We start from the raw sequence: 14,542 nt of genomic DNA, 5'->3' as shown, positions 1-14,542 counted from the left end.
TGTATATTGTATGGATATTTTGTCTAAAGGATATTTTTAGTTTTTGATAGGTACATTCCTATACTAATACTTTTTGTTCAAGTTTAAATATTTTATACGATTCTACTATTGCTTCATTAATGTCCAAGCAATATATATCTTCATCATCTGATAATCCAGCTTCTTTTGTCCATGCATCAAAATCATTCTTCGTCCAGAAGAAATTCATTACATTTCAGCAACTTGCTGCCCAATTTGAATGCTTATCAAGGTTTATATGAAGCACTCTTAAATCTGGATTGTTTACATATTCAATTTTTTCATCTTTTATAAATATTTCTATTTCTTTACCTGTGGCACTACAAATAGAATTTATTCTTACATCTTGATTAAATGTGCAAGAAGTTCCTATTGCATCTATAGCACACATTGCACTGAAGCTTCTATTATCACTTAATGTAACTTTATGATTAGTAGGTAATGCTGATACTGGATATATAAAATTTATGCTATCTCCATCAACAACCATTATATTTTTATCAATAAAATGGTTCAGTGTAGTTTCTAGATATTCTTTTTCTAAGCTTAAATTTATACTTATATGTTCAATTACTTCTTTAAGTGTAACACTAGAACAATTATCTATTATCATATCCATAATAGATATTCTTATCTTTCGTTGTGTGTCATTTAAACTATTGTATTTTTCTATTTGACTCATTTCTACTCCTCTTTAAACATCATAACATTTTGACAAAATGTCAGTTAATTTATTCTTATATTCTTCATATTCTTGGCTCCCTCTAGCCCTAGGTCTTGGAATGTCTATATTTATATCGTCAAGAATTCTTCCCTTATCCCTTGACATTACTATAACTCTATCACTCATATATACAGCTTCATCAACATCATGAGTTACCATTAATGCAGTTATTTTCTTTTTTGTCCATATTCTTTCAAGTTCTTCTTGTAAGTTTTGTCTCATTTGAAAATCAACTGCTCCTAGTGGTTCATCCATTAATAATACTTCAGGATTACAGGCTAAAGCTCTTATCATAGCAACTCTTTGTTTCATTCCTCCAGACAATTGATGAGGAAACAGATTTTCTTTCCCTTTTAAATCAGACATAACCAAAAGCTCTTCCAACATTTCTTCTCTCTTTTCTTTCGGTATTTTCTGCTGTTTCATAGGAAATAAAACATTGCCCCTTATAGTCTTCCAAGGAAATAGAGCGTAGTTTTGAAATATGAAAGCTCTATCTATACCTGGTTTTTTAACTATTTTATCATTTATAAAGACATCTCCACTTTCTGCCTTTTGAAATCCACCTATTATAGTAAGTAAAGTTGTTTTTCCACATCCTGATGGTCCTAAAAGACAAACAAATTGACCATTTTCTATATCTATACTTATATCTTCCAAAACCTTTGTATGTATTTTGCTATTTACAAATGTTTTATTTATATCTCTCACACTTAATTTCATTAATCTGCAAACCTCCATCTACAAAGGATTTTATTTATAAATTTTAGTACTCTATCTATTATAAATCCTATTAAAGCTGCAAATATCATAAGCCCAATTAATACATCTGTATTCATCAATGTCTGAGCTTGTACCATGGAGTAACCGAGACCGGCACTCGTAGCTATGAACTCGGCTCAGATAACAGACATCCATCCTGTACTTATGGCAATTCTTGAACCAGTCAATATATCTGGAAGAGATGCTGGTACTATTACATTTGCAAATATTACAATTGGCGATGCCCCCATACTTCTAGCTGCATTATAATAATCCTTTGATATTGCTCTTACACCTTGAATAGTATTTAAAATTATAGGAAAAACTCCTGAAAAAGCTATTAAAAATATTGTTGGACCATCCCCTATGCCAAACCATACTATTGTAAGAGGAACCCACGCCATTATAGGAACTTGTCTTACAGAATCTACTACTGGAGATAAAAGCTTTTCAAAAGTCTTAGAAAATCCCATAATAAATCCTATTGGAAGTCCAAACAATAATGCATACATAAATCCTTTAAGCACTCTTTGCAATGTTATAAACAGATTAGTCACTGTCTCTACATCTGTCACACAGTAAAAGAAACCTTTTATTACATCTACTGGCATTGGGAGCAATAAAGAACTCCCTATATCTTTTGCTGCAAAATGCCAGACTAAAAATATACTAACTAAAAGTATTATTTTATATAAAATGTCCATACTACTTTTAGATTTTTTCTTAGCTATTGTATCTCCTCTATCTTTAGAAATTTTAATTTCCAACTTCTTATTTCCTCCATATCTATATTTCTTATATTCTTATACTCTTTTAATGCTTTTTTAAATATAGTTTCTTTCCTTAAATTATCAACACTTTTATTGTATAGTTTTATAAAATCACTATACGACTTGCTTTTCTCAAACTCCTTATTCACAACTAATACATAGGTATCATAGTCACCTAATTTAGCTGTAGATTTTTTTTCGCCTTCTAATCCAATTGCTTTTATACAGTCTATTACAACACCATCTACTAAATTACTTTCTAGCCCATATGCTAGTGCTGTCCCTAATAATGGAGAAATTTTTATATTTTCATAGTATTTTTTTACTAATTCAGATTGATAATTTCTATTTTGAATTATTCCTATTTTTTGAGGATTGTTCTTCTTTAATAAAAATATATCTGAATTTTGAACTACTGTACCAACAATTTCAAACTCACTAGTTGCATTTATATACTGTTTTGCTGCATCTTTACATATGATTGCTATATCTATTTCCTCTGAACTCAGAGCCCATTGCATTGTACTTGCTCAGCAATCATTAATTGTAAAAGTCTCCATTACATCACTTACTTTTATGCTTTCAAAGTAATCTTTGTTTATCATATAATTTATTACAAAACCAGAGGTATCATCAGATACCCCTATTCTTAATTTTCCTTTTATTTCTTCTTTATCTTCAAAATTAAAAAATATTATAAATATACTTCCTAAAATAATGACAAAAAGTATTATTATATTTTTTATTCTCTCCATTTATTTATAATACCTTTGCTTTCCAATCTTCATAACTCATACCTTCTGGAAATTTGGGATTAACTTTTTCTTTTATAAACTTATCAAAGTCGTCTGCCCCACAAGAATCTAATAAGCTTGTATCAATTGTATCTTCATATTTAGGTATCTCATCTAATGCCTTTAAATCTTTATACATTTGTAAATTGTTTTTGTATTCTTCTCCTGTAACTTTCCAAGTAAGCGTTCTACCTTCTCCAACTGTCTTTTTATAAATAGTTCTAAGTGCAACTTCTTCTTCTACATTATAATATTTTGCAAATATTTTAGCTGCTTCTGCTGGATTTGTATATATATATTCTATTGCTTTAGTATGAGCTAAAACCAATTTTTTTGCTAAGTCTGGGTGCTCTTTTATAAAGTTTTTATTTAATGAGAATGAACAACAGTTATATTCTTTATTATTAGCTTTTTCTTTATATTGAGTTGATGCTATTATTTTTCCTACTCCATCATTTTCAGCTACAGAACCCCAAGGGTCACAAGATGTAAATGCTTGTATCTTTCCAGTTTTAAGAGCTAAATATTTATCTTTATCTGAATCCATATTTACAACTTCATATTTTGATGGGTCAGTTGGTAAACCTGTTTCTGGACCATAATCACTTATCCATAAGAAATCACTCATATCTGTTGCAATTTTTTTGCCCACTAAATCCTTAGGTTCTTTTATATCATTTGAAACTATTAAATATTCAGACCCACCAGTGTGATTATTTGCTGCTATTGTTATTGGTGAACCTTTAGGTATAGCTCCTACTAGACCCTTTGTTCCTATATAACCAGCATCCATCTTACCTGCTGCCATTGCTTCAGGAACTTTACCATTCCCAACAGTTTTTACATTAAGACCTAAATCTTTATATATTCCTGCTGCTTCTGCTACTGGTCCAGCTGTCATATGGTCACAATTATAATACCCTACTGCTATCGCATAATCATCTTTTCCAGCTTTTTTCCCCTCTTCCTTTGGTTTACTGCTACATCCAGTTAATATAGATGCCCCCACTGCACTAACTAAGATTAATGCTTGAATCTTTTTAGATACTTTCATTTCAATTTCCCCTCTTTTATGTATTATTTTTATTTTTAGCAACACTTGTCCATATCTTCTCCAAATAAATCGACAAGTTTTTTACCCTCTACTCTATAAATAGAGTATCCTACATTGCCATTTTTAGAACCTGACACTATTACTTCTATTGGTGGCTTCTCATCAATATTTTTAAAAGTTATAGTTTGATTCTCTATAGGTGCTGGTATTGGTTTTGTTATATAATGGCTCTCCGCATCAGAAACTACCACTGCCATTTCATTTGAATTATTACCTTTTTTATATATAACTACTAAATCTTTTTTTCCATCATTATTTAAGTCTTCTTCAGCACAGGTTATTATATCTTCCTTATGATTTTTCTTGAAATATGTTAATGTTTCTTGATTTACATTTGGAATAGAGTCATTTTGTTTAAGGTTATCATCTACTACACTTGATAAGACTATTAATGCAATTACTACACATGATATTATAACTACCTTTTTAAGCATGATTTCCTATGACCTCTTTCATCTTTGGTATTACTGCTTTAAGTGCAAATAAAATAATCAAAATAGTGCATATATATTCAAAACTATCTGGTATATTTAACATTAGTTTATTTGCTAATTGTATTGAAGAATTTGTTGTCTCTAAATTCACAGTATTGTTGTTTGCCAAAAGTAAATTGGTTATATAACCTATTATTATTGAACAGAGTGTTAGTGTAACTGAATATATAACAACAGTTCTTTTTCCAATAAGTTTACACATACTTATAAGTTCTGGTAAGTTTGTCGCTGCACCAGCTATCAAAAATGTTATCGCTATCCCAGGAGATGCTCCACTTGCAACAAGGGCTGCTATAAATGGAATATGTCCTACAGCACATACATACATAACACATGCAAGTATTGATATACTTCCAAGAGATAGTAAACCTGGATTTCCTAAGTATTTTTGAATTATACTATTTGGAAAAATTGTTGTTATAAATCCCGCAAAAAGCATTCCCATTATTACATATTTACTAATAGTAAGTGCTAACTCTCCAAAGGACCATTTAAGCCCATCAACCATATTTTCTATAAAGCTTCTCTTTTCTTCTTCTAATTCTATAGCTTCTTCATCTGAGTCATTTTGCAAAAATAATTCTTCTTTTCCAAAGGTATTCCCCAAAACTCCTACTAAAAATGGTACTAAAAATCCAGATATAAGATAAATGATTGTAATTTTAGGTCCCAAAAGACCTAAACAAAGAACTACAGCTATTGGATTTATTATTGGAGTTGATGTCATAAAGGCAAGTACTGGCCCTAAGTATGCTCCCGAATAGTACATACTTATGCCCAATGGTATTACGCCACAACTACAAATTGGTAAAAACATTCCTGAAATAGTGCTTTTAATCAGAGAAGAAAACTTCTTATTTCCAAGTTGCTTTTGAAACCTTTTTGGTGTTAAAACATTGTGAAGAACTCCTGCCAATATAAAACTTATCATAAGCCATCCTGATGCTCCATTTAGTGTAACTATAGAAGCTACCACAGTGTTTTTCACTCCACTTAAAACAATTTCTAATATATTCATTTTTACTGCTCCTAATTTTTAAACTTTTAACTATTATTTATAGCTTCTACTATTGCCTTTTCAATGTTATCTTTGTTTAATCTATCATACTTCTTTTTTTGGTTTATTATTAAGGTTCCTTTTGTTATGATTCCATACTTCTTGACATATGAGAAATCTTTACCTGCTTGGTAAAGTTTTACTTCTAACTTGTCAGTATACTTCTCAGAAATTTTTTTTATAAACACTCCATGCTCATCACAAGATGGTCAAGTATTTATGAATTCAACTAAAATTTTAGACATTTGTTCATCCCCTACTCTAAACAATTTATCTTTTACTTAAAATAATCCACAGAAAAATTTTTTCTATGGATTGTATTCCGCAAGATTTTATAATGTTATAACTTGGTCTACACCTGCACCACCTAAACAAGCATATAAATTTGGGAAACATCCAATTGTAGCTCCATCGACCAAATTATCCTCTATCCCTCTTTCTATAGCACACTGGTCACAAGCCATTATTATCATATCTGTCTTTTCATGTAATTTACTTAATCTTTCTCCCACTGGGTTACCTTTAGACAAAAATAAGGTATTATCCATAAAGAAAAACATACCTAGGACATCTACTCCATGAGTTCCTTGTTCTAATTGTGGTATTATCATTTTGTCTAGAATTTTATGTGCGTTAGTACTACTAAAAATATAAGCTACTTTCATTTTTATTCCCCCTATACTTTTTTATCTAAATTTTATACAAAATTTTACATATGTAATTATATTATAAGTTTATTCGTATTTATCTGTAAAATAGATAATAACAATATTATCCAATAGAAATATAGTGTTTTTCTATATTTATTCAATTATTTTTTGATTATTTCATCATTTTGGTTAACTTTAATAAATAAAAAATAGATTACTTAAATTTATCTAGCTTATTTAAGTAATCTATTTTAATTATTTATCACATTATTAAATTAAATCTGTTCAATACTTTTTTATTAAATTTATTTTAGTCCTGTCTTATATATTTCTTAAGTTTTTCATACTTATATCAAGTGCTTTCACTGAGTGTGTAAGCGCTCCCACAGAGACAACATCAACACCAATTTTTCCTATAGATTCTATTGTATCTAAATTTACATTTCCAGAAAACTCTACAACTGCTCTCCCATTTATCATTTCTATAGCCTTTTTTGCTGTCTCCAAATTCATATTATCTAACATTATTATATCTGCTTTAGCTTCTATAGCTTCTTTTACCATTTCTAGAGTTTCCACTTCTACCTCTATTTTTCTGACAAAAGATGTGTTTTTTCTAGCTAATTCAACTGCGTTTTTGACGCCACCTGCAGCTCCAATATGATTATCTTTAAGTAATATTCCATCAGATAAATTAAATCTATGATTGCATCCTCCACCTACTTTTACAGAATATTTGTCTAAAATTCTAAGATTAGGTATTGTTTTTCTACTATCCAATAGTTTAGTATTTGTACCTTCAAGTTTTTCCACATACATACTTGTAGCAGTAGCTATTCCGCTCATTCTTTGTAAATAATTTAACGCTACACGTTCTCCCACAAGTAAGTTTCTAGTATTTCCAGTTAATACAGCTATCTTTTCTGCATTATTTACCCTATCGCCATCATTTTTATATAACTCTACCTCTACATCTCCAAGTATTTCAAAAACCCTTTTAAACACACCTAAACCCGCTATTATACCATCTTGTTTACAAATTAAATCTACAGTAGACTTCGAATTTTCATCTACAATAGAATTAGTTGTTATATCCTCACTTGGAACATCTTCTATTAAAGCATCTTGTATCATTTTATCAATAATCAAATAATTCATCGCCAAAATCCTCACTTGTTCTTTCTATTTCTTTTATAACTAATATTTTATTCTCTTCCTTTATTTTTTCTACATCCACCTCTATATTTGGTACTTCTATAAACTTCACTTCTATACTACCTATAACTGAGTTTATATTTTTAGCTGCTCTTTTTGAAAATACAAGACCTTCAAGTAGTGAATTACTTGCTAGTCGATTAGCTCCATGAACACCTGTACAACTAATTTCACCCACTGCATATAGGTTCTCCATAGATGTTTTTGAATCTAAATCAACATGTATCCCTCCCATAAAATAATGTTGTGCAGGAGATACTTTTATATATTCTTTGGTTATATCTGTTCCTCTATTTAAACATTCATTGTATATAAAAGAAAATCTATTGATTAAATATTCACTATCTAAGTGTGTTGCATCTAAATATACATAAGGCAAATCATCTTTTTCCATTTGTTCAAAAATAGCTTTTGAAACTACATCTCTTGGAAGAAGTTCATCTACAAATCTTTTTTTGTTTTTGTTTAAAAGTTTAGCCCCTTCTCCTCTCAAAGATTCAGATATAAGCATCCTTCTACCTTCACTATTTTCTTCATAGAAAGCTGTTGGGTGTATTTGAATATATTCTAAATTTTCTATTTTAATATTATTTCTTAATGCTATAGCAATTCCATCTCCTGTAAGGTGTCTTTGATTCGTAGAATTTTTAAAAAGTCCACCAATTCCACCTGTAGCTAAAACTACTACCTTTGAAAAGATATGAATTTCTTTTTGAGACTTAAAAATTCTAGCTCCTATACACTTATTACCATCTTTTAATATATCTAAAAGATAAGCATCTTCTATAAGAGTTATATTTTCCCTAGTTTTAGCTTCTTTTAATAGAGTCTTAAAAACAACTTCTCCTGTATTATCTTTGCTATGAACTATTCTATTTACGCTATGAGCTCCCTCTCTTGTATAGTCTATCTCTCCATTTTCTTTGTCTAAAGGCATACCATAGTCTACTATTTGACCTACATTTTCTATAGATTCATCTGCAAGAACTTTGACTGCTTCAACCCTATTTTTATACTGACCAGCCTTCATTGTATCTTCTACAAAAGATTCTATATCATCAATATTTCTAGCAGTTGAAATTCCTCCTTGTGCAAGATATGTATTGTTGTTTTCAATTGTAGATTTTGATACTACTAACACATTTAAATTTTTATCCAAATTTAATGCACAATATAGTCCCGAAACACCACTTCCAATTATTAAAACATCCTGTTCTAAATTCATAAGTCTATCCCTCTATCCTTCTGCTAATCTGTGCATATTAAGCAGTGAATTTAAAGCCTTTTCCATAATTTCATCTTCTACAATAACTTCGTTTTCCATATTTTTAAGAGTACTATACAAATTCTCTAATGTTGTTTTTTTCATATCTGTACATAGTATTCTTCCACCAGGAATATAAAAATTTTTATTAGGATTGTTTTTCTTTAATTCATGTAAGATACCCTCTTCAGTTGCTATTATAAAATCTGTATTTTTGCTGTCAGTAGCATATTTTATTATTCCTGATGTACTACCTACATAATCACCTAAGTCTCTTATTTCTTTTTTACATTCTGGATGTACCAATACTTCTGCATCTTTATACTTTTCTTTTAATTCAATTATTTCTGCAACTTTTATATTGTTGTGATATTTACAATATCCATCCCAAAATATAAATTCTTTATTAGGGAATTTTTCTGCAATATATCCTCCTAGGTTCTTGTCTGGGAGGAATATAATTTCTTTATTATCTATGTTTTCTAATATTTTAATTGCACTAGATGATGTAACTGAAACATCACAATGTGCTTTAACTTTAGCTGTAGAGTTTATATAACATACAACCAAAGCATTTGGATACTGTTGTTTTAGTTTTATCACGCCTTCTTCATCTACCATATCTGCCATAGCACATCCAGCGTTACTTACTGGCATCAATACAGTTTTTTCAGGTGATAATATCTTAGCACTTTCTCCCATAAATCTCACACCACAAAATACAACCACTTCTTCTTTACAATCTCTAGCAATTTCACTTAAGTAATACGAATCTCCAACTGCATCTGCTAATTCTTGTATTTCTGGTGGTTGATAAAAATGAGCAAGTATTATTGCATTTTTTTCTTTCTTTAGCTCTTTGATTTGATATGTTAAATCTTTATCCATAATTGCACCGCTTTCTATATGTACTAGTGTATATACACCTGTAAATTCATTATATCACTTGACTATTTTTTCTTCAAGAATTTTAGACCTCTTAATATTGTTAAGATATAGACACTTACACTATCAATTAATTTATCATTTTTTTACCTCTATTTAAATTATTTTTTTTGTATTTTTTAATTTTTTGTAGAATATTATCAGAATATTTTTTATATTCTTTCTTGTTATAATATTGAATTTTTTTCCAAATACCTGTATACTAAGTGCATGATTATGTATATGTATTTATTTCTGAAATTATATTAGTTTTAATACTTTATAGAATTTGTAAGTGTTTTAAGTATAAAATCTTATAAAAACTTACACATTCAGACAATATGTATACAGAATCTAAAAAAATTTATAAATGGGGTGATGTTATGACAACATTCTTAATTGGTTTGGCTATTTTACTAATAGGAGGTGCTTTATACGGCGCTTATTGTGAAAAAGTATTTGGCCCAGATGACAGAAAAACACCTGCACTTGCTCAGAGTGATGGAGTAGACTATGTTCCAATGAAAAAATGGAAAAATAGTCTTATTGAGTTGCTTAATATAGCTGGTACAGGACCGATTTTAGGACCTATACAAGGTATTTTATTTGGTCCAATTGCGTTTATACTAATTCCTATTGGTTGTGTATTAGGAGGAGCTTTACATGACTATATGAGTGGAATGATTAGTATAAGAGAAAAAGGAGCACAGATGCCTTCTCTTATCAGCAGATTTTTAGGTAATAAGGTCTTTCAAGTTTATAATATCTTCCTTTGCTTATTAATGCTTTTGGTTGGTGCAGTTTTTATTTATACACCTGGAGATTTGGTAGTTACTCAAATTCTAAATATGAAATCAACTATCAATAATCCAGTCGTTTGGATAGTTTATGGAATCATCTTTGTATATTATTTATGTGCAACACTATTTCCAATTGATAAAATAATAGGAAAAATATATCCAATATTTGGAGCCATTCTACTTTTATCTGCTGCTGGTGTTGGAATTGGAATATTTACACAGGGTTATGACTTAGCCAATTTAAGCCTAGCAAATTGGAAAGGTATCCATCCTAATGGAATTCCTCTTATCCCTACATTCTTTGTTACAGTTGCTTGTGGTATTGTTTCTGGATTCCACTCAACTCAAGCTACTCTTATAGCAAGATCAGTTTCAAATGAAAAAGAAGGTAGAAGCACTTTTTATAATATGATGATTTTGGAAGGTTTAATTGCCATGATTTGGGCGGCAGCTGCTATGGGTATTTACAATAAAGGAATACCTAGTGAATTAATAGGTTCTCCTGATGTAATAGGTTTAGTTGCTAGAGACTTACTTGGTTCTGTTGGTGGTATTATAGCTATAATAGGTGTTATTGTTTTACCAATAACTTCTGGAGATACAGCTTTAAGATCTTTAAGATTAATGCTTGCAGATTATTTCCATTATGACCAAAAAGAAAAGAAACATCGTGTTATATTATCAATCTGTATATTTATTCCTGTTATAGCCATCCTTATATTTGCAAAACTTAGCACTTCTGGATTTAATATATTATGGAGATATTTCTCTTGGAGTAACCAAACTATTGCTATATTCGCCTTTGCTATGATTACAGTTTATCTTATAATAAAAGAAAAAAATTATATCATAAGCTTAATCCCAGGTATGTTTTATTCTTTTGTAATTTCTAGTTATATATTCAATGCTCAAATTGGATTTAACTTAAGTATAAATATATCATATATTTTAGCTACCATTTTTACTGTTTTGTATGCTGTTTTAACTGTATACTATGGCAGAAAACTAAAAAGCAAAACGGATACAAATCTAGCTAGCTAAATATAAATATTATTAGATTTTTATTAAAACTTTTAATTTTAAATAACTCAATAAAAAGAGGCTGTCTCAAAATAGAGATTAGCCTCTTTCTTATTAAATACATTAATAAATAAACAGCCACCTTTTATTGGAATATTTATCCTATATATTTAATATAAATAAATAAAAGATTTAAAATAATCTACATTGTTTATATACTCAAAATAATTTTTTGGAGGAATACTTATGAATAATAAATTACATGAACTAGAAAAAAATTTACCAGAAACATCTTGTTCTTTTTGTACACACCTTTCATTGAAGGGGCCTAGCCTAGATTACAGATATGATATTAAATGTGTTATTTCAGATACCAAACCTGATTTTAGAGGATGTTGTGAATATTTTGAGCCAGAATATACAGACTTAAATACAGGAGATTTAGACAATCTATACATAAACTTTCTTGAGACATGCCTTAAGGTAAACTATAATGATTATATTAATTCTATGTACTGGAAGTTGTTTAGAGAAAGAACTTTACTAGAGAACAACTTTAAATGTTCTATATGTGGTTCAACTGAAAATATTGATGTGTATCATATTAATAAAAATTTAGGAAGAGAAACTTCTGAAGATATAATTGTTAAATGTAAGAAATGTAATTGTAAATAAGTGTATAAAATTCAAATAACTTCACATAATAAGTTTAAATAAAAAACTTAGGAGGTTATTTATGAAAAATAATAATTTAAATTGTGATGCTACTAACTGTGCTTATAATACTAGTGGATATTGTTATGCTGGTAGCATAAAAGTAGATGGAATGCAAGCAACTACTACAGGAAATACTTACTGTGCTTCTTTTGAAGACAAATATACATCTGGTATAACTAGTCGTTCTAATGACACTAACCAAGTTGATACAGATAATATTCATTGTGAAGCTGTAAAATGTAAATACAACAAGAATGAACTTTGCAAGGCTGAAAAAGTTCATATAAACTCAGGAAATGCAAGCTGTGAAACTTTTGAAATGAAATAATTTCATTGATACTTAACTATTTAGTATTTATAAAAAATAAAATGGAACCTATAAAACAGATACCTTTTAAAAGATATCTATTATAGGTTCTTTTTTACAATTAAAGCATTATGTATTAGGAAGTAAATGTAATTATAAGTTATCATCTTGAACTAAATTTTACACCAAATATATCCATAAGAAACATAAATATTGGAACTCCAATTAATAATCCCCATACACCTAAATAATGCTCTCCTACAAGTAAAATAATGAAAACAAAACAAACTGGAAGTTTTGTTCTATTTGACATCAACTTAGGATTTAATATATATGTTTCCACTGCATGCACTATACAAATCATGGCCAAAACGCCAAATACTTTTGCTATTCCTCCTATATTAAGGGCTATTACTGTTAATGGAATTAGAGACACTATAACTCCAGCTACTGGAATAAGACCCAAAACAAAAATCATAAGCCCTAAAGCCCATATTTGAGGAAAACCCATAAATCCTAAAAAAATCATAGAAACAATAGAATTTATAAATGCAATCATTACTTGTACTTTCATTACATCACCAAAATTTTTCACAAAACTTTTTCCAAAAAATACAAGAGAATTATAGATGAAAGAAATTTTACTTTCTGCAAGTTTATTTCCAAATTTTTTAATATCATTTTTTTCAAGTAAAAGCAGTAAACTAAGTAAAAAAGCTAGTAATATATTTATCCCAAAACTTCCAACTTTAGTTGCTGCTGATGCTATTAACAATCCTGCCTGTGAAATATATTTATTAAAATCCAACTTTGAAACAATAGGATAAATCTTTGGCCCTAAAGATTGAGCAAATTGATTTACATCAAAATTACTTAAAATCCTGCTTAACTCTGTAAGTTGAACTATAATTATTGGCACAACTGCATAACTAATTAGTACTAATAATATAGCAAATAACGAATATAATACTATAATTATTAATGAATCAGGAACATAGAAAGAAAATAATTTCCTAATTCTTTTTCTTATGGAAACTAATAAATTATAAAAAACAAAAGTCATTATAAATGTTAAAAGCACCATATTTAACATATACCAAAATGTAATTAAAATAATCACTACCACAGATATAGAAACAATCTTATATTTTGAACTATCGGGTGTCAATTCTTTATTATTCTCCACAGCGTAATCCTCCCCAGATTTTTACTACTTAACAATCAAACTTATTACTCTAATTCTAAAATCTAATTAGGAGAACATTAAAAATAATGCATTAATTCTTCCTAATACAACATTAAATTTTAGAGAAGATAATTTTAGATAATACATACTTATATCTAATTCTGCCTACATTATATATTTAAATCATTATTATCTATATCAGATAGTAAATCATATATCTCTGGATATTCAAAAAATAAGCCCTTTTTTAATAATTGTCTTATTTCACCTGTACTTACCCATTTTATATCACTTACTTCTTCTTTTTGTAAAATTGCATTTGATACATCATACTCTTTTTTAACTAAATATACATCCCATAAAGTATCTCCATGAATCATACTTCTAAAAATCTTTATCTCATCTTTGGATATATCAATTCCTATTTCTTCCTTAGCCTCACGAATTGCACCATCTAAACTTTCTTCTCCAGAAACAATACATCCAGTTGTCATCCCCCATATATTTGGCAGTGTCTTTTTATTTTCAGACCTTTTCTGAATTAAAACCTGAAAATTACTATTTACAATCCACACTTCAACTGCTAAATGATAATATCCTTCTTCAATAGAATTATCTCGCTCTATAACATTTCCTGTTTTAATTCCATCAGCATTATACAAATCCCATAATTCCACTTTCAAATCTCCTTACTTTCCTTATAAAGTTAACTAAAATATAGATACA

The 14,542-nt window shown here is 28.9% G+C and carries 17 protein-coding genes; 3 read left to right on the top strand and 14 right to left on the bottom strand.

What is annotated here, in order from left to right:
* Nucleotides 1-58: 58 nt before the first annotated feature.
* From saoL to nadA, 12 genes are all read right to left on the bottom strand, one after another.
* Nucleotides 59-700 (bottom strand): MerB-like organometallic lyase SaoL, encoded by a 642-nt coding sequence (gene saoL, locus IC214_RS12145; RefSeq protein WP_255606497.1) that lies wholly within the window; start codon nucleotides 698-700, stop codon nucleotides 59-61.
* A 12-nt stretch (nucleotides 701-712) separates the two neighbouring features.
* Complete coding sequence (gene saoA, locus IC214_RS12140; RefSeq protein WP_227482806.1) at nucleotides 713-1,465, bottom strand: ABC transporter ATP-binding protein SaoA; 753 nt, start codon at nucleotides 1,463-1,465, stop codon at nucleotides 713-715.
* The gene (gene saoP, locus IC214_RS12130) at nucleotides 1,465-2,271 is read right to left on the bottom strand and encodes an ABC transporter permease subunit SaoP (protein ID WP_255613173.1); all 807 of its coding nucleotides are present in this window, start codon (nucleotides 2,269-2,271) and stop codon (nucleotides 1,465-1,467) included. The genes saoA and saoP overlap by 1 nt, the downstream gene beginning before the upstream one ends.
* A complete protein-coding gene (saoB, locus tag IC214_RS12125) occupies nucleotides 2,232-3,029 on the bottom strand; it encodes an ABC transporter substrate-binding (seleno)protein SaoB (protein ID WP_255613172.1) in 798 nt (265 codons plus the stop codon). Before saoB ends, saoP begins: the two co-directional genes overlap by 40 nt.
* Before the next feature lie 4 nt (nucleotides 3,030-3,033).
* Nucleotides 3,034-4,122: an ABC transporter substrate-binding subunit SaoX gene (gene saoX, locus IC214_RS12115; protein ID WP_227851535.1), complete on the bottom strand. Its 1,089-nt coding sequence runs from the start codon at nucleotides 4,120-4,122 to the stop codon at nucleotides 3,034-3,036.
* 35 nt (nucleotides 4,123-4,157) lie between these two features.
* Nucleotides 4,158-4,616: a Cys-Cys-COOH (seleno)protein SaoC gene (gene saoC, locus IC214_RS12110; protein WP_227851534.1), complete on the bottom strand. Its 459-nt coding sequence runs from the start codon at nucleotides 4,614-4,616 to the stop codon at nucleotides 4,158-4,160.
* Complete coding sequence (gene saoE / locus IC214_RS12105) at nucleotides 4,609-5,694, bottom strand: efflux transporter SaoE (RefSeq protein WP_227482810.1); 1,086 nt, start codon at nucleotides 5,692-5,694, stop codon at nucleotides 4,609-4,611. Before saoE ends, saoC begins: the two co-directional genes overlap by 8 nt.
* 26 nt (nucleotides 5,695-5,720) lie before the next feature.
* Nucleotides 5,721-5,978: a thioredoxin-like (seleno)protein SaoT gene (gene saoT / locus IC214_RS12100; protein ID WP_255613171.1), complete on the bottom strand. Its 258-nt coding sequence runs from the start codon at nucleotides 5,976-5,978 to the stop codon at nucleotides 5,721-5,723.
* An 87-nt stretch (nucleotides 5,979-6,065) separates the two neighbouring features.
* Complete coding sequence (saoD, locus tag IC214_RS12095; RefSeq protein ID WP_227830721.1) at nucleotides 6,066-6,398, bottom strand: DsrE-related protein SaoD; 333 nt, start codon at nucleotides 6,396-6,398, stop codon at nucleotides 6,066-6,068.
* A 306-nt stretch (nucleotides 6,399-6,704) separates the two neighbouring features.
* A complete protein-coding gene (gene nadC / locus IC214_RS12090; RefSeq protein ID WP_227432665.1) occupies nucleotides 6,705-7,541 on the bottom strand; it encodes a carboxylating nicotinate-nucleotide diphosphorylase in 837 nt (278 codons plus the stop codon).
* Entirely contained in the window at nucleotides 7,522-8,823 is a 1,302-nt protein-coding gene (locus IC214_RS12085; protein ID WP_227482814.1) for an L-aspartate oxidase, read from the bottom strand. The genes nadC and IC214_RS12085 overlap by 20 nt, the downstream gene beginning before the upstream one ends.
* A 12-nt stretch (nucleotides 8,824-8,835) precedes the next feature.
* On the bottom strand, nucleotides 8,836-9,750 hold the full coding sequence (nadA, locus tag IC214_RS12080) for a quinolinate synthase NadA (RefSeq protein WP_227432663.1): 915 nt from the start codon (nucleotides 9,748-9,750) through the stop codon (nucleotides 8,836-8,838).
* A gap of 419 nt (nucleotides 9,751-10,169) precedes the next feature.
* On the opposite strand from nadA, the gene IC214_RS12075 reads away from it, so the two are divergent.
* The 3 genes from IC214_RS12075 to IC214_RS12065 all read left to right on the top strand — a co-directional run bounded on the left by IC214_RS12075 (nucleotide 10,170) and on the right by IC214_RS12065 (nucleotide 12,651).
* Nucleotides 10,170-11,627 (top strand): carbon starvation protein A, encoded by a 1,458-nt coding sequence (locus tag IC214_RS12075; protein ID WP_227432662.1) that lies wholly within the window; start codon nucleotides 10,170-10,172, stop codon nucleotides 11,625-11,627.
* 225 nt (nucleotides 11,628-11,852) lie between these two features.
* Nucleotides 11,853-12,281: a hypothetical protein gene (locus IC214_RS12070; RefSeq protein ID WP_227432661.1), complete on the top strand. Its 429-nt coding sequence runs from the start codon at nucleotides 11,853-11,855 to the stop codon at nucleotides 12,279-12,281.
* A 61-nt stretch (nucleotides 12,282-12,342) separates the two neighbouring features.
* Entirely contained in the window at nucleotides 12,343-12,651 is a 309-nt protein-coding gene (locus tag IC214_RS12065; protein WP_021385244.1) for a DUF1540 domain-containing protein, read from the top strand.
* A 142-nt stretch (nucleotides 12,652-12,793) separates the two neighbouring features.
* Here the strand turns inward: IC214_RS12065 and IC214_RS12060 are convergent, their stop codons facing one another.
* Both IC214_RS12060 and IC214_RS12055 read right to left on the bottom strand, forming a co-directional pair.
* Nucleotides 12,794-13,816: an AI-2E family transporter gene (locus IC214_RS12060; protein ID WP_227432660.1), complete on the bottom strand. Its 1,023-nt coding sequence runs from the start codon at nucleotides 13,814-13,816 to the stop codon at nucleotides 12,794-12,796.
* A gap of 170 nt (nucleotides 13,817-13,986) precedes the next feature.
* Nucleotides 13,987-14,493: an NUDIX hydrolase gene (locus IC214_RS12055; protein WP_227432659.1), complete on the bottom strand. Its 507-nt coding sequence runs from the start codon at nucleotides 14,491-14,493 to the stop codon at nucleotides 13,987-13,989.
* Nucleotides 14,494-14,542 lie beyond the last annotated feature (49 nt).

This window comes from Clostridioides sp. ES-S-0190-01, from assembly GCF_020658275.1.
Taxonomy (GTDB): Bacteria; Bacillota; Clostridia; order Peptostreptococcales; family Peptostreptococcaceae; genus Clostridioides.
The sequence above is the reverse complement of the archived record's forward strand: the minus strand, read 5'-3'. Positions and strand labels throughout refer to the sequence as shown.